Annotated in this window: 15 protein-coding genes; all 15 read right to left on the bottom strand. The window is 67.6% G+C overall.

Annotated elements, in window-relative coordinates:
* Positions 1-59 precede the first annotated feature (59 nt).
* Entirely contained in the window at positions 60-1,217 is a 1,158-nt protein-coding gene (locus R5W23_RS04300) for a glycosyltransferase family 4 protein (RefSeq protein WP_320685262.1), read from the bottom strand.
* Between the two features lie 289 nt (positions 1,218-1,506).
* Positions 1,507-2,625 carry a glycosyltransferase family 4 protein gene (locus R5W23_RS04295; protein ID WP_320685261.1) on the bottom strand — a complete coding sequence of 373 codons (1,119 nt, stop codon included), beginning with the start codon at positions 2,623-2,625 and terminating at the stop codon, positions 1,507-1,509.
* A 192-nt stretch (positions 2,626-2,817) separates the two neighbouring features.
* Positions 2,818-4,032 carry a glycosyltransferase family 4 protein gene (locus tag R5W23_RS04290; RefSeq protein ID WP_320685260.1) on the bottom strand — a complete coding sequence of 405 codons (1,215 nt, stop codon included), beginning with the start codon at positions 4,030-4,032 and terminating at the stop codon, positions 2,818-2,820.
* Entirely contained in the window at positions 4,020-5,198 is a 1,179-nt protein-coding gene (locus R5W23_RS04285; protein WP_320685259.1) for a glycosyltransferase family 4 protein, read from the bottom strand. The genes R5W23_RS04290 and R5W23_RS04285 overlap by 13 nt, the downstream gene beginning before the upstream one ends.
* Positions 5,195-6,550: a glycosyltransferase gene (locus R5W23_RS04280; RefSeq protein WP_320685258.1), complete on the bottom strand. Its 1,356-nt coding sequence runs from the start codon at positions 6,548-6,550 to the stop codon at positions 5,195-5,197. Before R5W23_RS04280 ends, R5W23_RS04285 begins: the two co-directional genes overlap by 4 nt.
* Before the next feature lie 87 nt (positions 6,551-6,637).
* Entirely contained in the window at positions 6,638-8,170 is a 1,533-nt protein-coding gene (locus R5W23_RS04275) for a lipopolysaccharide biosynthesis protein (protein WP_320685257.1), read from the bottom strand.
* A 374-nt stretch (positions 8,171-8,544) separates the two neighbouring features.
* The gene (locus tag R5W23_RS04270; RefSeq protein ID WP_320685256.1) at positions 8,545-9,687 is read right to left on the bottom strand and encodes a glycosyltransferase family 4 protein; all 1,143 of its coding nucleotides are present in this window, start codon (positions 9,685-9,687) and stop codon (positions 8,545-8,547) included.
* Positions 9,684-11,084, bottom strand: coding sequence for a hypothetical protein (locus R5W23_RS04265; RefSeq protein ID WP_320685255.1), 1,401 nt, complete (start codon positions 11,082-11,084; stop codon positions 9,684-9,686). Before R5W23_RS04265 ends, R5W23_RS04270 begins: the two co-directional genes overlap by 4 nt.
* Positions 11,085-11,292: 208 nt before the next feature.
* Positions 11,293-12,423 (bottom strand): acyltransferase family protein, encoded by a 1,131-nt coding sequence (locus tag R5W23_RS04260; protein WP_320685254.1) that lies wholly within the window; start codon positions 12,421-12,423, stop codon positions 11,293-11,295.
* Between the two features lie 86 nt (positions 12,424-12,509).
* Entirely contained in the window at positions 12,510-13,472 is a 963-nt protein-coding gene (locus R5W23_RS04255; protein WP_320685253.1) for a glycosyltransferase family 8 protein, read from the bottom strand.
* Positions 13,469-14,149: a class I SAM-dependent methyltransferase gene (locus R5W23_RS04250; protein ID WP_320685252.1), complete on the bottom strand. Its 681-nt coding sequence runs from the start codon at positions 14,147-14,149 to the stop codon at positions 13,469-13,471. The genes R5W23_RS04255 and R5W23_RS04250 overlap by 4 nt, the downstream gene beginning before the upstream one ends.
* Positions 14,146-15,258, bottom strand: a complete 1,113-nt coding sequence (locus tag R5W23_RS04245) for a glycosyltransferase family 4 protein (RefSeq protein ID WP_320685251.1) — start codon at positions 15,256-15,258, stop codon at positions 14,146-14,148. The genes R5W23_RS04250 and R5W23_RS04245 overlap by 4 nt, the downstream gene beginning before the upstream one ends.
* A 223-nt stretch (positions 15,259-15,481) precedes the next feature.
* Positions 15,482-16,993, bottom strand: coding sequence for a tetratricopeptide repeat protein (locus tag R5W23_RS04240; RefSeq protein ID WP_320685250.1), 1,512 nt, complete (start codon positions 16,991-16,993; stop codon positions 15,482-15,484).
* A gap of 189 nt (positions 16,994-17,182) precedes the next feature.
* The gene (locus R5W23_RS04235; RefSeq protein ID WP_320685249.1) at positions 17,183-18,349 is read right to left on the bottom strand and encodes a glycosyltransferase; all 1,167 of its coding nucleotides are present in this window, start codon (positions 18,347-18,349) and stop codon (positions 17,183-17,185) included.
* Between the two features lie 507 nt (positions 18,350-18,856).
* Complete coding sequence (locus tag R5W23_RS04230) at positions 18,857-20,293, bottom strand: right-handed parallel beta-helix repeat-containing protein (protein WP_261185447.1); 1,437 nt, start codon at positions 20,291-20,293, stop codon at positions 18,857-18,859.
* Positions 20,294-20,354 lie beyond the last annotated feature (61 nt).

Here is a 20,354-nt window from a genome sequence, read left to right as displayed (position 1 = left end):
GTGCCCCAGCCTTTCCTGATCCGTCGAACACCCGAGCGGTGCGAGCCCGTCTCGACCGGTCACCCGCGTTCGGCCCCGGCGCGGTCGATCAGTTCGTCGAAAAAAGCCAGGTGCTGACCGGCGATGACCGGCCAGGCGAAAACGGCCCGAACCCGGCCCAGCCCGCGTTCCGCCAGCTCGGCGCGTGCGGCGCGGTTCTCGATGAGTTCGGCCAGGGCGGTCGTCCAAGCTCGTTCATCGGACTCGGGGACCACGCGGCCGGCGTCGCCGATCACGTGGGGGATCTCCCCCGAGTCACTGCCGACGACCGCAACACCGCACGCGAACGCCTCCAGCAGCATCCGCCCGAGCTGCTCCTTCCACCGCGGCGTGGTCTGGCTCGGCGCGGCGAGCACGTCCATCGCCGCCAGGTGCGCCGGCACCTGGTCGTGAGCCACCCCGGTCACCACACGAACCCGATCGCCGTGCTTCTGCCCCCAGGCACGGAGTTCGCCCTCGAGCGGGCCGCCGCCGACGAACAGCGCCCGCCACGGCGCCGCAACCGCGTCGAGCGCACGGGTCAGGAGCGGGAACCCTTTCTCCGCGACGAACCGCCCCAGATACCCGACCACCGGCGGGCCGTCCGGCTCCCAGCCGAGCTGTCGGCGGACCGCCGCCCCGGACGCGGGGTCGGGCCGGAACATGTCGAGATCGACGCCCAGCGGCATCACCCGGTACGGCTTGTCGCCGTAGCCGCGGCCCAACTGCGCCTCGACGGTCGTCTGGCCGCACGCGAGCCAGCCGTTCGCCCGGCGCAGCACGGACCGCTCCATCCACCCGAACGGCGGCGGGTACCGTTTTACCAAGTTCTGGGCGGTCCAAAACACGAACGGCACCCCGGCGGGGGTCCAGCGGGCCACCTGGAACCCGGAGAACGTGTACGGCTCCGCCCAGCAGTGAACCAAATCCCAGCGGTCCCGGAACAGCGCCCGCGCCCGCCGCCCGTAGGCCATCACATGAACCCGCCGCGACAGGTACGCGCGGACCGGTTCCAGCCGGCACGCCTCACCCGGATGGGGTTCGAGTTCGATCGGCCGAAGGTCGCCGTGCACGAACGTCGGGGCGACCGCGGTCACCTCCCACGCCCCGCCCCCGGCACGGGCCATCTCGTGCGCTAGCCGGCGGTTCAGCGCCACCACATACGAGTGACCCATCGTTAACAGGCGCCGAACCTTCATGCTCTCTCCATCCGGCGCCAACCAGGGGCGCTCGCGGGTCTTCTAACCGCTACTGTCGATGTTACGAACAGCGGCGGCTCACTGGCAGTCACGCCCGGGGCGTTCGCTCACACCCGTCAGATGTCACGCGGCTGGTTTAGAAGTGTTCGCGCGAAAAGTCTGTGAAAAAGCCCTGCTGCTTATGGGTAGCGACGTACCAGCGGGATGCCAGCCCGCGGCCAGCCGCGGTACCAGCGCCCGTCTCGCAAGGCGGGACTGGGCAACAGCGAACCGGATCCCGCCTCGCCGTTCAGCGAGCGCGAAGCACCTCGAGCGTGTTCGCTAAACTGAACCGCTTGCGATACAGTTCCGCGCCGCGGCGACCGATCTCTTCCCGCGCGCCGGTGGGCAGAGCGAGCAGGGCTTCCGTCTCGACGACAAGGGCGTCAGGACTGGCAGAAGGTGCAAGCGCGACACATCCCGCGCCTTCGGCCGCCCAAAGGGGCTCCGAGCCCTCTCCCCAGTTTGACACGACAGGTACCCCGTTGGCGAGCCCGGCCATGACGCTCCCGCGCCGGCAACTCAATCCGTCCATGTACGGCTGGAGCAGCACGTCACAGCGGCAGAATTGCTCCGCGACCTCGCGGCCCGGCAGCTCCCCAAGCGCAACGACCTGCCCGGCGAGAGCCGGGTGCCGCTCTCCGAAGGCGCGGGCGAACGCCCCGGCCCCGCGCCCGAGCAGTAGCGCCGCCCGCCCCGGCGGCGCCAGCAGCCGCGCCAGGGCCGGTTCGAGCAGCGGGGCAACGGCCGGGCCGTACGTCCCGAAGTGTCCGACGGTGACGCGCCCGTCGGCCCCTCGCTTCCGCTCCCCCGGAACCTGCGGAACGTTGCTCGGTACCGGCACCCACTCGGCGGGTCGCGCCCGCGGGCACAGCCGCCGCAGCAGGCCGGCCCACTGCGGCACCGACACGAGCACGCGGTCCGCTGCGCCGGCGACGAGCCGGGCCATAGCCGCGTTCGCGGTGCCGAGGATCAGGTGCGGGTAGCGCCACGCGAACGGGAACGCGACCTCGTGAAACATCACCCACACGGGCGCCACCCGGCGCGCCCGGAGCGCCACCCACGCCGCGAACGGCAGGTTCAGCGCTTTGTACCCGAACGCGTGGGGAACGTACTGAACCAGGATCCGATCCGGTCGCGCCCGCGCCAGGAGCCCATCGAGTGCGGGCAGCCCGCGCGGGCCGAAGTGATCCGGCAGCCGCACCACCTCCACCCCCGGGTCCGCGGCCGCCCGCTCCGAGCACCGCGGCGCGAACACGGTCACGGCATCCCCGGCCGCGGCCAGCCCGCGGGCCACCAGTTGGGTGTAATCCGCGACCCCGCCGAACTGCGGCGGGTACTCGCCCGTTAAAATCGCCCAGTGAGTCATGAACGGGTTGTGGTTTGTTGGATCGCGGGCCGTCGTTTCGAGTGCCGAAGCCGAGTGTCCGTTCGCCCCCGGCCCGCCCTTCGGGTGGCCGCGAGCATTGTACGAGACCGGCCGCGCCTTCCACCGGTTCGCCTGACGGCCGCCTGCTACTATCCGCTGTGCCGTGCGCCCCGGGCGCACCCAGCAGGACGCTCACGGTTCCGGCCTCAGCCGCTCCAGCGCGACTCGTTGCGCAGCGGCTTCCAAAATCGTGACGAGTTTTTCCTGGTGCGCTTCGGGGGTGAACCGCTTCGCGGCTTCCCAAGCCCCGATCCGCAACCGCTGCCAGTGGCCCTCGTCGGAAAGGGCCCGAACGAGTGCCGCAGCGAGCGCTTCAGAGTTCGGGCTGCTCGGCGCCAACTCACCGGAAACCCCGGCCCGGAGCCAGTCCGGGATCCCGCCCGTGGCAAAGGCGACCGCCGGGAGCCCGACGCACCCCGCTTCGATTCCCACCAGGCCGAACGGCTCGGGCCAGATGCTCGGGGCCGCGAGGACGTCTGCCGCCCGCATCTCCGCCTCGCGTCGCTCGGGACCGACCCACCCGAGGAACTCGGCCGGAACGCCCCGCGCCCGCGCGCCGGCCTCGAAAGCGGCGCGATCCGGCCCGTCACCGGCAACCACCAGGGTGAGCGGGCGCCCGAGTTGGGCGGACGCCGCCGGCACCGCGGCGAGAAGTTCGTTCCAGCCTTTCAGCCGCGTGATGCGCCCGACGAACAGCACCCGCCCGGTTCGAGGCTTCGGGACCGGCGGGCGCGCGTCGGGAGAGGTGCCGGTCGGGAACAGCGGCACCAGATGGACCCGCTCCGTCGGCGCCCCGTTGCGAACGACTTCGCGGGCCATGTGCTCGCTGGCCACCAGAACGGCGCGGTAGCGCGGGAAGGTCGCCTGGCGCCGGCGGTTCGTGCGGTACAGCCGCACCGCCGTGAGCGGGTTCAAGCCGCCGCACCGACGCGGGCCGTACAGCGCCAGGCACATCGGCCCCAACGCCCGGGCGCACGGCTGCGGGGCCGGCGCGGCGTGGCACTTGGTACCGCTCACGCAAGCCCCGGCGTAGTTGTGGGCGAAGTACACGGTCGGGAACCGTTCGGCCAGCGCGGCGTCGGCGGCCGGGTCCGGCAGCTCATGGGTAAACACCACGTCCGGCCGCCAGCCCGCGGCAACCGCCACCGCCCGCCCCGGGTCCGGGGCGAACTGAACCACAAGCCCGGGACAAGCCGCGTCGATCACCGGCGCATCGGCGGGAGCCGGGTTCGCGCACAGCAGCCCGACCTCGTGGCCCCGGCCGCGGAGGAGCGGGAGCGCCGCCCGGAGGTAGGTTTCAACGCCGCCAACGACGGCACGGTGGCTGGTCGCAATTAGGATCCGCACGGCGCAGAACTTACTTTCTCGGCTAGTTGCCGAAATGCGGCCATTGGGTCACGCGCGTCGATCGCTCGTCGCGCCTCTCGCCCCATTTCGGCGAGCCGATCGCGCCGGGCCAGCGCCTCATTGAGCGCCGTGGCGAGGGCGTCCGTCGAGCCCGCGGGCGTGACCCACCCCGTTTCGCCCGGCCGCACCCATTCGGCCGCACCGCACTGGTCCGTCACGACAACCGGCAAACCGCAGGCGAGCGCCTCGGCGGCAACAAACCCGAAGCCGTCTTCGAGCGACGGCAGGACGAACAGCTCGGCCCGGTGGTACGCGGGCACCGGGTCGCCGGGTCTCAGGGTCACGTTCAACCCCGAGCGCTCGCGGTCGAGCAGCCGGCGCGAGCCGCGGTCACCGGTCCCGCCGACGAGTTCCATTTGGACCCGGCCCGGGCCGACCTGCCGAACCGCTCGCAGCAGGTACGCGAACCCCTTCCGCACGTCGAGCGAGCCGACGTACACGACGCGCAGCGCCCCGGCCGGGGCCGGCCGGGCGGCCGGGGGGCGGAACCGGTCCGTGTCGATCGGTTGCGGGCAAACGAACACCTTGTCGGCCGGCACCCCTCGCGCCACCATCGATCGCTTGGCCCAGTCGGACGAAACCCGGATGCGGTCGGCCAGTTCGTACTCGCGTTCGACGCGCCGGACCATGCCCTCGGTCGGGTGCCCGCGATAGGCCCCCCCGACCCACTTGGCCCACTCGGCGCGGTACACCTCGGCGAACCCGCGGATGTGCCCGTTCGGGTTATCGAGCACGGTCGGCACGCCGTGCCGCTTTGCCCACTCGAGGGACTCCAACCCGACCTGCGTGAACGCGTACACCAAGTTCGGGCGCAGGTCTGCAACCCGCGCGCCGGCCCACGCCCCGATGTACCGGTCGTGGGCCCAGATGAGGCGCCCGGGGCGGAGCCGGCGGACGATCTGGCGCGCGAACCACGACGGGGCTCGGGCCGGCGTGTCCTCCCAGCGGAGGGACGGCGCGGCGAGCGTGAGCGGCCACCCGGCGGCGCGCCCCGGCCCCAGGGCAACAACCTCTCGGCCCGCGAGGCTCAGGCCGACGGCCGCGGTCGCGGCTTGAAGCCCCAACCCCCCGGCCCCCGCCCGGGCGGCGAACACGGTGGCGATCATCGGGCGGCGCCCTCTCGGGTGCGGAGCACTCCGCGGAGCACCGCGTCGAGTTCCTCGGCCCGGTGCGTGTAGCTCAGCTCGGCCCGCAGCCCCGAGCGGTCGGCGGCGAGCGGGGCGCGCCGGTCGAACTTGGCCTCGCACACCTCGGTGATCGCCCGCGCCATCCCGTCGGCGTCGTCCGGGGCGACGAGGAACACGCCGGGCTTGTCGGCGTAGTAGTCCCAGTTCTCGCCCCGCGGCACCGCCGCCAGGATCGGCCGGTCCGTCATCAGGTACTCGTACGTTTTCGACGCGATCCGGCCGCCCGGGGTGCCGTCGGTGCGGTTCTGGACGCACTGGAACAGGAGGTCGGCGGTCCGCGTCTGGCGCGCGATCTCGTCGCGGGCCTGCGGCCCGTGAACGCGCACCACGTCGGTCAGCGCGGTCACCTCGAGCACCTTGCGGATCTGTTCCTCGGTGGCCACCCGGCCGCCGTACACATCCACGAACACCCGCCCCCGCCAGTCCGGGCGTGCGGCAAGCACTTTCTGGACCGCCCGCCCGACGAACACCGGCGTGTGCGTGCGGTGATCGAGTCGCGTCACCCGGTATTCGCCCAGCGTGTCCCAGGTGCGCTTTAACCGGCTGAGCGTCGGCCGGCGATTGTACCACTCGTACCACCCGCCCATCGATCCGATGTAGACGACCCGCACGGGGCCGTCGGGGTCCGGGGCAACGCCGGGGACCGGGGCGAACTCGGACGACTCGGCCCCGAGCCGGACCGTGTGGAACTTGTCGCGCTGGTCGGCCGGTTGCCGGCGGCGAACCAAGTCGGCGTTGAACTGGGACACGTAGATCGCGGCGTCAGCGGCCCGAACGCAACGGTCCTCCAGCCGCCGGGCGTAACGGTAGTGGAAGTAGGTCGGGAACCGCTCGTGCATGTCGGTGCAGCTGTGCGAATCGCTGAAGCAGTAGACGAGCGGCAACCCGGTCTCCGCCCGGAGCCGCTCGCCGACGATCCCGGCCCCGTAGGGCATGACGAAGTTGACGATCATGCGCGGCTTGCGCTCGCGGATCAGTTCGCGGGCGCGCTGAACGGCCCCGTTGTTCCAGTAAATCGCATCGTCGGGCCACACCGCCCAGCCCGCAAACTTGTCCGCCTTGATGCGGCTCAGCGCGCGGACCCAGCCCGGCCGACCGGGGTTGGGCACGTGGTGGACGGTCACCCCGTCCATCATCGCGTTCGGGGCGGCGGTGATGACCTCGAACTTCCACCCACGGTCGCGAAGCCCGGCGAGCAGTTTTTCGGTCCAGATGGCTCCGGCCAGCAGCCACGGCGGGAACTCGTAGCAGAGCGCGACGAAGTCAAGCATGCCAAACCGGGATAGGTGACAATGGGGACAAAGAAAGCGGCTACGTTTGCCGACATCGGACCATTTGCCGACCGTTACGCTTCTATCTTACGATGGCGGGAGCGTGTGCGGTTGGGGTCGGCTCCGGCGCAACCGGCGGATCAGCGCGGTCAGTGCGGCAGGCTGGTAGGTGCGGAGCGGATCACGGAACAGCATCGGAGCCGTCAGCACGGCATACAAACCGAGGCCGGCGGTCCCGACCCCGGCCGCAACCAAGCGGTCGGTAACGGGCAAGGCGACAGCCGCCACCGCGACCGCGGCGAACGACACCGCGAACCGCGCCCCCCAGCCGGCGAACCACCCGAGCACCACCCAGTAGCGTACGCCGGCCTCGCGCGCCAGGATCATCACGCTGAGCGGCCCCAACACGAGCAACTGGCCGGCAAGCACCCCAAACATCACCCCGACCGGGCCGAACAGGGCCGTCCCGGCCACGCCGGTCGCCAGCATCACAACGCCCTCGGCGATCGACGCGCCGGCGAGCCGGCGCTCCCAGCCGAGGGTATAAGCCGGCCCCGAAACGCTCAGTACGGCAAGCCGGACGGTCAACACGGCGGCGGCCATCAGCGAGAGGGCCTGCCCTCCGAACCGGTCCGCGCCCACCCAACTCGTTACGAATGCGGCGTTCAGCGCCGCGACCCCCACCCCCGCCAAGCCGCCGGCTATGACCAGGAACAGGCCGACGGCCCGAGCGGCCCGCCAGAAGCCCGCGCGGTCCTTCGTGCGCAACTCGGCCAGTGCCGGGAACGAGGTCAACATGATGGTGGTGAGCGGTTGCAGAATAACCGCGGGCAGCTTCGTCGTACAGCTGTACACGACAACGGCCTCGGCCCCCGAAAACCACCCCACCACCATCAGATCGCTCCCGGAACCGAGCAGCGAGGCCAGTCGGTACACGCTCGCCCACAAGCTCGGTTTGAGTAAAGCCCACAGGTCTCGCCGGTCGGGCCGCCCTGACCAAGCGCGTACCTCCGGAAAGCGGACCCGCAGCCGAACGTACGCGACAGCGGCCCCAACCAGTTGCCCGGCCAACGTCGCCACCACGAGGGCGTACAGCCCCCAGTCCGAAAACGCGAGCACGACCGACAGGACGGTCGTTATTGCCCACCCCAAGGCGTTCAGACCGGTGGCGAACACGAGGTCTTGGAGCCCGGTCAGGATGGCACCAAACACCCGGAGCGGGAACAACGCGACGAACCCGCCCAGACTGACGCCGAGCGGCCCGGCCAAGTCCGGGCGGGCACTTGTGAACGCAAGCCAGGAACCGAATGTGACAGCGGCCACCACCGGCGTCTGGAGCCAAACCAGCCACGTCGCCCGGCGGACGACCTCGGCCGCGCCTCGGTCAGATGCGTCCCCGCCAACGGCCGTAGCGACCTCACGCGGCAGCAGCGAGATGATCCCCAGATCGAGGAGGGCGAGGAGGGCGAGCGCTTGCCCGACGATGAGCCACTCCCCGTAACACACCCCACCAAGTCGCGCTAACAGGACCGGGGTCAACACGAGCCCCACGACCATGACGAGGGCCTGAAAGCCCGTCCCGAGCGCCAGCGCGCGGGCAATTCGACTCGCCCGACTCATTTCCGCTGCTCCGGTACCGTGTCAGTTATTTCGTCAACGGGTGCCGCCGCGCACGACATCAGGGTTGCAAGGCCCCTTTCCCTCGATCGATCCTCGTTCACTCGATCCATTTTCACGTGATACTCTTGAACGCTACGAACATATCTACGCCGCACACATAACCAACAAACCGCCAGACATATTAGAAAGCCAACTCGCAAATCAAAAACACACGATTGCGACGAATAAAACTTGGCGATCATTGCAGCACACGCCAAGCCGATTCAGGACTGACATCTAAAGTCAATTGTGACGGCCCACACTCGATGAGCAAGGCACGTCAACAAACAACACATGGTCAGCGACCATACGATCTCTGGGCCTTGCGGTCTCATTCACGCGCGATCAACCTTGACCGCCTGGAGGAATCGTCGTCCCATTTCGTCCCAGGTGATCGCCCGGAGCGCGTCCGAAACCGCCCGCACGCGGTCTCGGACGGCGGCCGGGTCGGCCCGCCACCGCCGCAGCCGGCCGGCGAGATCGGCCGCATCGTCCGCGTCGGGCAGCAGTAGATCGGCCAGCCCTTGCGGGTACCGCTCGGCCACGCCCGCGGAAGCCGACACGATCGCCGGCAGGCCGCAGCACAGCGCCTCGTGAACCCCCAGGCCGTACGCCTCGTACCGCGTCGGGGCGACGAGCGCGTCCGCGGCCCGGAGCAGTTCCGGCACGTCGCTGCGGAACCCCAGGAACCGCACGCGATCGACCAACCCGGCCTCTCGCACGCGTTCCTCCCAGGCGGGCAGTTCCGCCCCGCGACCGACGACGGCCAGCACCGGGTCCCACCCCGGCTCCTGGCACAGCGCCGACCACGCGGTGAAGAGAGTATCGAATCCCTTCCGTCTGTCACCGAGGGCGCCGATGAACATTACCACCGGCCGGTCGGCCGGCCAGCCGAATTTGGCCCGCAGCTCGGTTCGCTCGTGTTCCGGTGCGGGCCGGAACTGGTCCGGGTCGGTGCCGTAATAGACGACCACCGCCCGCGCGGGGTCGACGCCGCACAGGTTGATCACGTCGGACCGGGTCCGCTCCGAGTTGCAGACCACGATTCGCGCCGCGTGCAACGCGGCCCGCTCGGCCCGCAGTTCGATGAACCGCTCGACCCGCCCCTTGAGCCGCCGGGCGAGCGACGCCGACGCGGTCGGCCGGAACGCCGCGTGAACGTAATGGACCCAGTTGACATCGTTCGACGTAAAGTTCCCGCCGTTCGCCACGACTCGCTTCGGCGCCTCCCGTGCGCAGCGGGCGGCCTCCCACCGCAGCGGCCAGCGGCCAAGGAAGTACGACCCGAGCGGCTTGCGGGCGGCGCGGACGCGCACCCCGGCCAGGGCGGAGAGTTCCGGACTCGCCCGGTGCGTGACCAGTTCGACGGGGTGACCGGACCGCGCCAGATAGGACGCCAGGGCGTAGTTCGCCCGGTCCATCCCGCCCGTCGGAACGAAGTCGCCGGTGACGATTGCAAATGAGTCGGATGATGTCACGCTGCGGGCCACCCTGGCGTTGACCGGTCCGGTGCGCCCGGGAACGCACGGGCGTACAACACGCCCGTGAGCACCCAGCACATCATTCCCGATTGGCTGGCAAAAACCGGATAAGATAACGTGTTCACGAGGGCCGCGACGTTGAGGGCAACGATCAGCCCGCCCCACTCGCTGACGAGCCGCTCCTTCGCCCGGAGCACCACCCGGACCGACGCCCAGCACCCGGCGAGCGCGGCCCCGTATCCTGCGAAGATGAGAAGCGGGCCACCGTCGTAGAGCCACCCCGTCGGCTGAATTTCGGCCCACAAGCCGGGGGACGCAATGTTCATCGGGTCGCCGAAGTAGCCCATCATCATTCCCCAGCGCCCGGCGCCCGCCCCAAGTGGGTACTCGGGAACCTCCTCAAACGTTCTCTCCAGAAAGTGCCCACGGTTGGAGTAATAGACCTGATCGGCCCGGTCCTCCGTCAGCGTCTCCAGCCGGTCCGTTACAGCCGCGCCGCCGACGGTCGTTGCCCACGCGAAACCGCCTACGACCACCACCGCGGCCCCACCACCGATCCAGGCCGCTTGAACCATTCGCCCCCGGACCACGGCGAGAACCAGGGACACGACAACACCGACAGCAGTGAGAACGACCAAGGATCGAATCTGACAAAGGTACAAGCAAAACATGCCAACAACAGCACCTACGATACCGGCTAGCCGGAGGGCTAGACTACGTTCAGTGGTTATCATGACCAGCCCGGCCAGCACGGCAAACATTCCGGAGTTGGCGGCACCGCCCGGCGTATCGGTCAGCCCGAACGGCCGCCACACGCGCTCACCGTTGGCGAGTTCAATTTTCAGTCCTTCCGCCATCTCGCCGAGCATCGATTGAACGAACTGAGGGTCCGGCGAGAATTGATCCGGGTACATTACCTGCAACACCCCAACGACCGAGCCGATTGTTTGAAACCCCCACAATAGTAGCATTGCGATGCGGAAATCTTGCCTTGAAAGGCGAAACCGCGTGGCCCAAAAAACGGGTCCCCAAATCGCAATGGTCAGTGTGAGTTGCGCAACGGCTGCGAGGCGCGAATTCGTTTCCGGGTGGGCAACCCCGAGTCCGGTCGCGCCGATCACCAACCACACCCAAGGGGCGTTCGGGAGCGTCGGCCCGCGCCGCGGCAGTAGCGCCAGCATGAGCAGGCTGCTGCCGAACGTGGCGACCCGAAATCCGATCCGGGCCGGGCCAAGTGGTGCGATAAGCGCGACCTGGCAAACGAACTGAAAAATCAGAAACCCGTGCAACCAAATAGCAGAACCGGGGCCAGCCTGAGCCTCCTCGGTCGGCTTTTGGGCCGTAGCCGGCCGGGCGGACGCGTTGGTGCGTTTCGGCGCAGGCAGCTTTTTCACAACTCCCTTCCCTCGTTTGAACGCGTCGCCGCGTGATTCCGGCACGGCACCGAAACGACTACCCCCTGCGGCACGCCAAGCCGAACTAATTTTGCTCAAGTGGCTCCTACAGCCCCGTCCGCTTGAGCGGCCTCCAGGCTCCGATTCGTTACCTACCAACTTGGGAGCCATCGACCAGTTTAACACTGGTCGGAGAAAACGACAGAAATCAACCCGCACCCACCGGCGTATTCGTCGTCCGGCGGTGCAGCGAGCGGTCCTTGTAACGCAGCAGCGGCCGTTCCAGTAGGTAATAAGACAGGAGAGCGACGGCAAATGTCGCCGTCAGGTTCCAGGGGAGCACCCGTATCTGGGCAAAAATGCCCGTCGCGTGCCCCACGAACAGCCCCTGCCACAGATACACGCCGTAAGAAATCTTGCCGAGGAACACGAGCGGGCGGCAGCTCAGCAGGCGCCCCGCCCACCCTCGGGCCGGGCCGATTTGCGAACAGACGATGATACCACTCAGCAGCGACACGATTGTCGAGTCCACGCTCAGCACCTGTCCGTAGTGCAGTTGGTAGGCGGTCCACACGGCAATCCCGGCACCTCCAAGTAAGCAAAAGATGTCGCTGCGCCAGCGGGAGCTGTTGAAGGCCGCGGTGACACGCGGGCGCACGCGCTCCACGAGTGCGATCGCGCAACCGATGAGCGGGGAGTCAAATCTGAAATCGCTTCGGATGTACAACTGACCGGCATTCGCCATCTGCTCCCGCCACGCGTACCACCGCCACGTCACGACCAGGACCACAACGGCGAAACAAACCGCCAGCCGCGCCAAGTGCTTCCGCGCTAGCGCGATGAACACGATCGGCCAGAGGAGATAAAACTGCTCCTCGACGGAGAGCGACCAGAGGTGGTGCGTCTCGACGCCCCGGCCCACGATGTTCCGCAAATACAAGAGCGACGATAAAAAGCTATAGCCCGGATGATCAGGAATATGACCTTGCGACCAAATGACCACAACGACTGCCAAGTACAGCCAAAGAGCCGGAAACAAGCGAACCGCTCGGCGCAGGTAGAACAGTTTTAGAGACACGTCACCGAAACGGTCCTCCTCCCGAATCAGCAACCGCGTAATCAGATACCCGCTCAGAACAAAGAACAGGCAGATCCCGTTGTATCCGCTCATGAGGCCGACCTCATGAAGAGCGGGGAACTCGCCAAAAATGACACTATGCGAAAACAGAACCAGTATGACAGCGGCGGCCCGGATTCCGTCCAGGGGAGCGAGGTGCGCCGAAACCGGGCGACTCGGCGTCGGCTGCGCTGAAGGTGCGAGGCTGGCGTCCACGTTCACTCAGGCGACTCCAAAATCTCACTGATTGATCGACAGCGCGATTCGATGATTTTCCCACCGCGCGAGAAAGGCGACGCGATCGCGGGTTAGCGACGAAGCCGGCGGGCCAGTCGCACAGCTCCACGCAACCGGTAATCCGCCCAGATCGGTAACGACAGCCGCAACCGGCCGAACGGATCGCCGGCGAACCAACCGCTTCTCGCCATCGCGGCGAGCCACCGCCGCTGCATGCGGGACGCCAACCCGCGTTTCCACGGCTTACGGTTGCCGATGAAGTGAACAATTGCGCCACGATCCAATCGCTCTTCCCGTTGCGGTGCGACGAGATCTTTCACCCAACTCGCGTCCGTAATCGCAAAAACGGAATCGAACTCGAGGTACGCAGGAACATTCCATCGCAAATCGATTGTTTTGCACTCCCGGCAGAGGACGGCATTCACCCCGTCTTGATCGGCGTAGCGGTTGAGCTCTCGGAAACGGATGCTGTGGTCCAAAATCCGTCGACCGACGTTTTCGCTCCGCCACCACTTTAAGTTCATGACGAGCACCCCGGTGTTGATATAAGGGGCGTCAGGCGGCAGACCAAGTTCCGACCAGTTGGGAAGGCACGCCGGCGAAGATACTTGAGGGCCACCGTAGTCCGGCACCGCGGCGATCGCGTGCGCCTCCGACCGCTCGTGCCAAAGGTCGGCGAGGCTGTCTTGAACGAGGAGGTCACTGTCGAGATAAATGGCGTGCGTGATTTCCGGAGGCAAGCTGTCCGGAATTAGAACGCGGAGGTAAGCCATCGCTCCCATTCGGCCTGGGGGCACACCTTCGAGCAATTTCAACTGTGGCTGCAAGAATTTTATCGTCACATCACGGCCAGTCGCAGCAAGCACCCGCCGGAACCGATCCCGCGAGCGTTCCGTGAACCCGCCATCGAGGACGTAAATGTCGGCCGCTTCCGTCGGCCGCAGCCGTTCGGCTACAGAAAAGAGTGTGACCGCGAGCGGCAGCGCGTAGGCTTCATCGGCGCCGCTCACAATAACGATCCGGTCGTCGCTCAAGTGCCCCCTCCGTTCTCGGCCGGCCTGCGCCCCACTACCAAAACGTTGTCCGACAGCCGCCGCGGGAGCAACCGCGAAGCCCACTTGGGCCAGTGCCAGCGGGTCCCCGGGATGCGCCCGCTCTGGGTGTACTCGACCGCGACGTCCACCAGCCCGCACTCGCGGAAAATGCGCCGCAGGTCGATCTCGAGAAGCGCCGTGATGTGCGCGGGGTACAAGCCCGGGCGCTCGCGGAAACCGTTGAACTCCCCCAAAACGAGCAGCGTCATCAGGCTCAGCAGGCTCAACTGGTTCGGGGTTGTGACGGCCACCCAGCCGCCGGGCTTCACCAGCCGCACCAGTTCGCGGGCGAAGGCCCGCGGGTTCTCGAGGTGCTCGATCGTTTCGACCGCGACGACGCAATCGGCGGCGGCGTCCGGGAGCGCAACGCGACCGCTGTCCAGATCGGTGAGGTGAAACGCGGCCCCGTCGGGGAACCCGTCGTAGCGGAGCACGTCGGTCCCGGCATAAGCCCCGAACCGGTCCTTGATGTACGCGTACAGTTCCCCGCGTCCGCACCCCACATCGACGACCGTACCCCCTCCGGAGTGCCGCGCGGCCAGAACCCGCGCGACCAGTTGGTAAATGGCGGCACCGCTGGTGCCGTGTGTTTGCTCGGCTCGGGCAAGAGTCGTCACAACACCACCTTCTGTAACAGATTCGCGACTCGGTCCAGTTGCCGGGCCGGAGCACACAACGCCTCAGCCCGCTTCGGTCCGCCGGCACCAAGGGCGGCGCGGCGGGCCGGGTCGGAGATCAGTTCCGCCAGCGCGGCAGCAACCGCGGCAGGCTCGCCCGGCGGGACGAGCACCCCGCAGCTCGGATCGACCACCTCGCGCCCGCCACCCAGGTCGGACGTCACAACCGGCCGGCCGGCGTACAGGGCTTCCACAAACGCGATCCCGAACGGCTCCGGCCCGCTGTTCGGCTGGCACAGCACGTCCGCGGCGGCGAGGAGTCGCGGCACGTCGGACCGCTGACCGAGGAAGCGGACGCGGTCCGCGATCCCCAACTCCGCCGCCCGGGCGCTCAGTTCGGCGAGGTACTCGGCCTCGCCGGCCTTTTGAGCCCCGCCCGCGACCCACGCCGTCCAACCCGGGACGTGCTTCAAGCGCCCAAGCGCTTCGATCAGGACCGAATGCCCCTTCCAGCGCTCCAGCCGGCACGCCTGGAGAAACACCACATCCTGGGCCGGGGTGTTCAGCTCGGCCCGAACCGCACGGGCGGCCGTGGGCTCGACCGGCTCGTGTGGCGACACGGGCAGGTAGACCACTTCCGTGCGTGTTTTCGGAAACACGTTCGGGCAGGTGGCCGCGGTGAACTGACTGTTGGCGATCACCAGCGCCGGCGGGACGGCCGCGGCACGGGACTCGAACGCGTCCGCACCACCGGTCAGCGGGTCGTGCGCCCAGAAGACGAGCGGCACCCCGCAGCGCCGGACCGTGCCGGCGAACGCGGCGTGCGGCCAGGCGGCGTGCGTGACGGCCACATCGAACTTTTGGCGCCGAAGCAACCGGGCGAGCCGCCAGCGTGCCCGCCACAGGGTCCACGGGCGGCTGAACCGGACGCCGCCCATAAGGGTCGCCGGGGTGCCCGCGGCGGTGAGTTCGTCGGCGAGACGGCCGGGAAAGCACAGGGCAAACGCCGGCTCCATCTGGGTCGCCAGACGGCGCTCACGGGCGAACGTGGCGAGCAGCCGCTCGATGCCGCCGTACAGGTTGCCCGCGTAAATGTGAAGCACCCGCACGATATCACTGGCCCTTTAAGAATATCTAACTTCAGCGCCCGCAATCGCACCGGTCGGAACGGCTCCGAACGTCCTACGTCCGCCCACGTCCGCCACGTCCGCGGTTACAGGCGCGGCCCGCACTCGGCGATACTCGCTCGGCCCGTGAGTGCCAACGGCACAATGGATACCCCGTTACGCCACGAGCGGCGGTTCCGTTGTGCCTTTCGGCAGGCCGCCTGTCTTACTTTCGCTCGACCGGCTTGGGGTAGTATCGGCCCAGCTCTCGCCGCGTCCGGCCGAGGTACACTGCGTCGATTTGCACCACGCCGTCGGTGCCAACGCGCAGCTCGCTCAGCGGAAAACTCTCCCCTACGTCCAACACCAAGTCACGGGTCACGACCAACCACGTGTCCGGAACTTTTTCAGCGACGCTGAAAGCAGCCCTGTTATTAAGGTCGCTCTTTCCAACGGTATACGTTACGCGACCGAAGTTGACGAACGCGTGGGTTCCGTCCGTCACCCGGATCGCGAACCGCAGGTACCGGTACTCTCCGGGATTCGGCCACTCGGCGAGCGCGAACTTCCACCCCTCCACCGCCCCGCCCCGCTGCTCGGCCTGCTTCGGCACTCCGGACCGCACCTCCAGGCAACCGCTCCCGGCGTACCCGCTCCCGCTCCAGAGGATTTTTGCCACCCCTTCGCTTTTCCCGAGCGCATCGGCGACGCTCTTCTCTTCATCAAGAACAGCAACGATACCGGTTGGCGTGAATGACCTGAGCGAAGGGAGCTCCTTGATCAGGAGCTTCAGCCGGGCCGCATCAGGGTGCCTCGGGTCGCTCGCGAGCGCGGCCTCGTAACAGCGCCGCGCCCAGCCGAGGAGCAGCGCGCGCTCGCCGGCAACGTTCTCCCCAGCGGACCGGAACGCGTCGCCCACTTTCACAAATGGAACCGGCTGTGCCGTCAGCAGCTCACCCGCGGTTTTCAGGTCCGGTATCGTCGCCAGGGCCAAGTGCTTTGCGGCAGCCGCCTCTTTTCCGTCCCGCAGGAGGAGGAGGCCCATTCCCAAGTTCGCCTTCGGATCGTCCGCCCGGTCCTGAAGCGCCTGCGTGAAGCGTTTGAGGTCGGCGGCGTGTTTGCGATGCGATTCGCACTCGGCTTGGTCGGTCGCAATCTCTTTCACGAGCGGGGCGGCCACGGCAGGCGGCAAGTGGGCGCCGGCTGCGGCTTTCGCCTTGCCCCAAAACGTGACGGCATCGGCATCGCGCCCCAAATCGTAGCAGGCGTCCGCGGCTTCTCGATACACCTCCACCAGTTCCGCCCCGTACTTCGCCCGCTGCTCGGGCTTTTCGGCGCGGGCCGCACGATCGAGGACCGTGGCGAGCGCGGCGAGCTGTTCCGGCCGCTCTTTGCCCTCCGTCAGTTGCGTCCGCCGGATTTTGATCGCGGTCGGGTAACCGATCGGATCGGCCAGCGTCAGCGGCAGCGATTTGTTCAACAACACCCGAAACAGTCCCGGGTTGCTCCGGGAATCACAGGCGGCGTCCCACAACTTCTTCCCGAACGCGACCCGGTCAGCGGGAAGGGCCGCCTTACCCTTACCGACCCGATCGTACTCTTTGCCGTACACGTCGCGGAAAAGCCGCTCCCCTTCTTTGATCTCTTCCGGCGTCGGGTCCGCTGCGACCGCGACCGCGGCCGTCGCGCAGGCCATCAACAGAATGAATGTCCACGGGTTGCGAAAAAAGGGCGGCATTGCGGACTCCGTGGGGAACGGAAGAAGGCACCTCAGCGAAACGCCTGACACCCCCGAACGGACCAACAAGCTCCCGTGTCGGCCCGGTTGACGGTTCCGCCACTCGCGTTGGTCAGTCCGCTCCGCGGGCTGTTACCCGCGATTTTCGATCTGACCAATTTAAGCCGTCGGACCGCCCGACGCAAGCCGCTACGACCGACCGACAACCCCGCGATACACGTCCAGGCACCGCCCGCCCATCACCAGCCAGTCGAACTCGGCGGCCGCGCGAGTGCGTGCCGCCGCCACGAGCCGTTCCTTTAACCCCGCCTCCGTCAGCAAGCGGTTCGCCGCCGCAGCCAGGGCCGGCGCGTCGCCCACAGGAACCGTGAGCGCCTCCCGCTCGTGCCGCGCGACCCACGCGACCCCGCTCGCCGGCACGGCGGTGTTGATCACAGGGCACCCGGCCGCCATTGCCTCCACCTGCACCAACCCGAACCCCTCGCTCCGCGCCACGCTCGGGAACCACAGCCCGGCAGCCGCGAGGTACGCGCCCACCAGTTCGTCCGCCGAAGCATGCCCGTACCATGCGACCCGGTCCGCGACGCCCAGCTCCTGCGATTTACGTTTGAGCTCGGCCCCGAGCGGGCCGGTGCCGATGACCACCAAAGTGCCCGGCACCGCTTTCAGCGCCTCAAGGGCGACATGCAGCCCCTTGTAGTAAATCAGCCGGCCGACGCAGAGCCACACCGGACCCGTGAACCGCTCCCGGAACCGCTCGGCGCAGGCCCGGGCCGCGGCCGAGGGGGTCTGAAACGGCGACAGGTCCATCCCGAGCGGAACCGGCGTAAGTTTGTCCGCGAACCGCTTGAGCAGGTCGGAGCCGTCAACGTACGGGGCACTGGTGGGAAGGATGCGTGCAGCCCGGCGGTACGCGGCCACTTCCAGCGGCCGGACGAGGTGCTTCAGCACCTTCTGCCGCACAATGTCGCTGTGGTGAGTGATGACCAGCGGCGCGACCCGGGGGCACCGGAGCACCGCGAGCATCATCGTAATGTTCGGCGTGTGCAGGTGCCACACGTCCGGCGGGTTCCGGGCCAGCTCGTTGAGCCGGGCCGACAGCCCCGGGGCCACGTCCAGCTTCGCCACGTTCGCCAGTCGCCCGACGCGCGTGACGGACACGGGGCCGTCGGTGGTTTCGGCTTTGGGGGTGCGGGTCCATTTTTCAAAGGTCGCGTCGCGACCGTCGCGCGCCGCGTGGTTCACCACCACCACACGCACATCGGCCCCGAGCGTCGCCTGGGCACGGGCGAGAGATTGGGTGTGGCCCTCGATCCCACCGGGCGACGGTGGGTAATACTTTCCGAGGTGGATCACCCGCAGCCGATCCGCACGGGGGGCAAGTTGGTCCAGGGCAACGCTCCGCGAGCCTTATGTCGGGCGCCCGACACAAGTCTTCAATGAATTCCGTTCGACCCGATCGAAGCCACGTCCGCCCGTGATCTTAGCGGAGACATCGGGGTCGTCTTCATAATTGAGGCAAAATTTACAAACTTTTCGCGGTGAGACCGACGAACGCTTGCGAATCCGGTAAGGCGGTTGCGGGTTACAATAACGCAACGATACACGTTCGGCAGCGTTTAGCAGACCGTAAGGTCACTCCGCAGCCGCCCGCGTCGCGCCGGCAAATGATCCGACATCGTTCAACGACTCTTCGCAACCCGGCGCAACGACCGCCTTGCGTCCGGCGCCGTTACCCCACAACCACAACACCGCAACGCTAGGCGTCGCCCCGGTCGGACCGATCCGACCGGGGCGACTTCAGCAGGAACCGAACAAGGCGGCGAGTCGAGTTAAGGTCTCAAGAGTCTGCCCCCGCGCTCATTAGCCAACGCTGCCCCGGTCGTTCCCACCGAACGTGTTGTTCGAGGTCACCGTGCCGGTCGCGGACAACAGGTGGAGCCCGTAACCGTCGTTGTTCTTGAGCGTGTAGTTGGACACCGTGTTACCGACGGTCTCTTCGAGAAGGATGCCATCGAACGCATTCGAATTGCTGGTGCCCGATGTCAGTATGTTGCTACCGCCGCCGAACACCTTGACGCCGTTACCACCGTTCGTGCGAGTCGTGTTGTTCGTCACGGTGTTACCGCTCGAACCGTCGAGGAAAATGCCGTTGTACCCGTTGTTGCGCGAAACGTTGTTACTGATCGCGTTACCGCTCCCGCCTTGCACATAGATGCCGTCCGCCAGCGCGTTGTCGTAAACGGTGTTTCCGTCGACCGTGATCTGGCTCGATTCCAGCAGAGCAATTCCGTTCGACGTGTCGTTGCTATACACATCGTTGTCCAGGACCGAAACGTCAGACGAATCGATGACGGTGATCCCGGCGAACCCGGTGTTGGCGTACACTTTATTGCCCGAGAGCACGATGCTGCTCGGACCGCCCGCGCTCGACTGGACGAGGATGCCGTCCTCGTTGCCGAACACCCTGTTCGCGTCGACCAGAACGTCCTTCGCCCCGACTTGGTACAGGAACACCCCGGCGGACACGCTGCCCTGACCGGCGTTGCCCGTGTCGTTGCCGCTGATCCGGTTGTCCTCGACGCTGCCGAAGGCCCCAAAGCTCATCTGCACGCCGTACTGCGTGACCCCGCCGTTCAGCCCCCGGCGGCCGATGATCGTGTTCCCGGTGACGGTCGCCGAGGCACTGGCCCCGTCCACCAGCACGCCCGCCGCAAAGTAATCGGTGATCGTGTTCTTTTCCAGAACCGCGTTCCCCGCACCAGCAGCTCCGACCCGCCGGGAGCCGACTTGGATCCCGACCCCGAACGCCGGATCGGCCGGAGCTTTAACCCCGGTTACGGTGTTGTTCCGGATGGTCGCGTCGCCGCCTTTGATCACCCGAATGCCGGCGCTCACGTCGCTCCCGGCAGCGTTCACCGTCAGCCCGGTGATCGTCACGTTCTTCGAGTACACGTCGATCACCGCGCCACCAAGGGCGGCCAGATCGCTCGGGGCCGTGACGGTCGTGGGGGCCTTGATGATCGCGTTCCCGCTCGCCCGCAGCGTCACCCCGAAGGTGTCGTTGATCACCACGGACTCGGTGTACGTGCCGGCCGGCACCACCACCGTGTCGGCCCCGGTGCGCGCGGCCGCCGCGTTGAGGGCCGCCTGGATGGTGGCGTACCCGTTGCCGACCGTGAAGGTCGCGGGCACGCTCCGGTCTTCCAGCGCCTCGACCCGCAGCGCCCCCGCCGGAGCAGAGCGGACCGGGGCACACGGCTTCGGACTCAACAGCTTCTTCAGAGCGGAACGCAACATCGGCAAAATCCTCCGAGGGGGAAGGAACGGGCGGCGAACGGTCCCATCCCGGAACCGCTCG

The sequence above is a fragment of the Gemmata algarum genome (assembly GCF_034097035.1).
Taxonomy (GTDB): domain Bacteria; phylum Planctomycetota; class Planctomycetia; order Gemmatales; family Gemmataceae; genus Gemmata; species Gemmata algarum.
The sequence above is the reverse complement of the archived record's forward strand: the minus strand, read 5'-3'. Positions and strand labels throughout refer to the sequence as shown.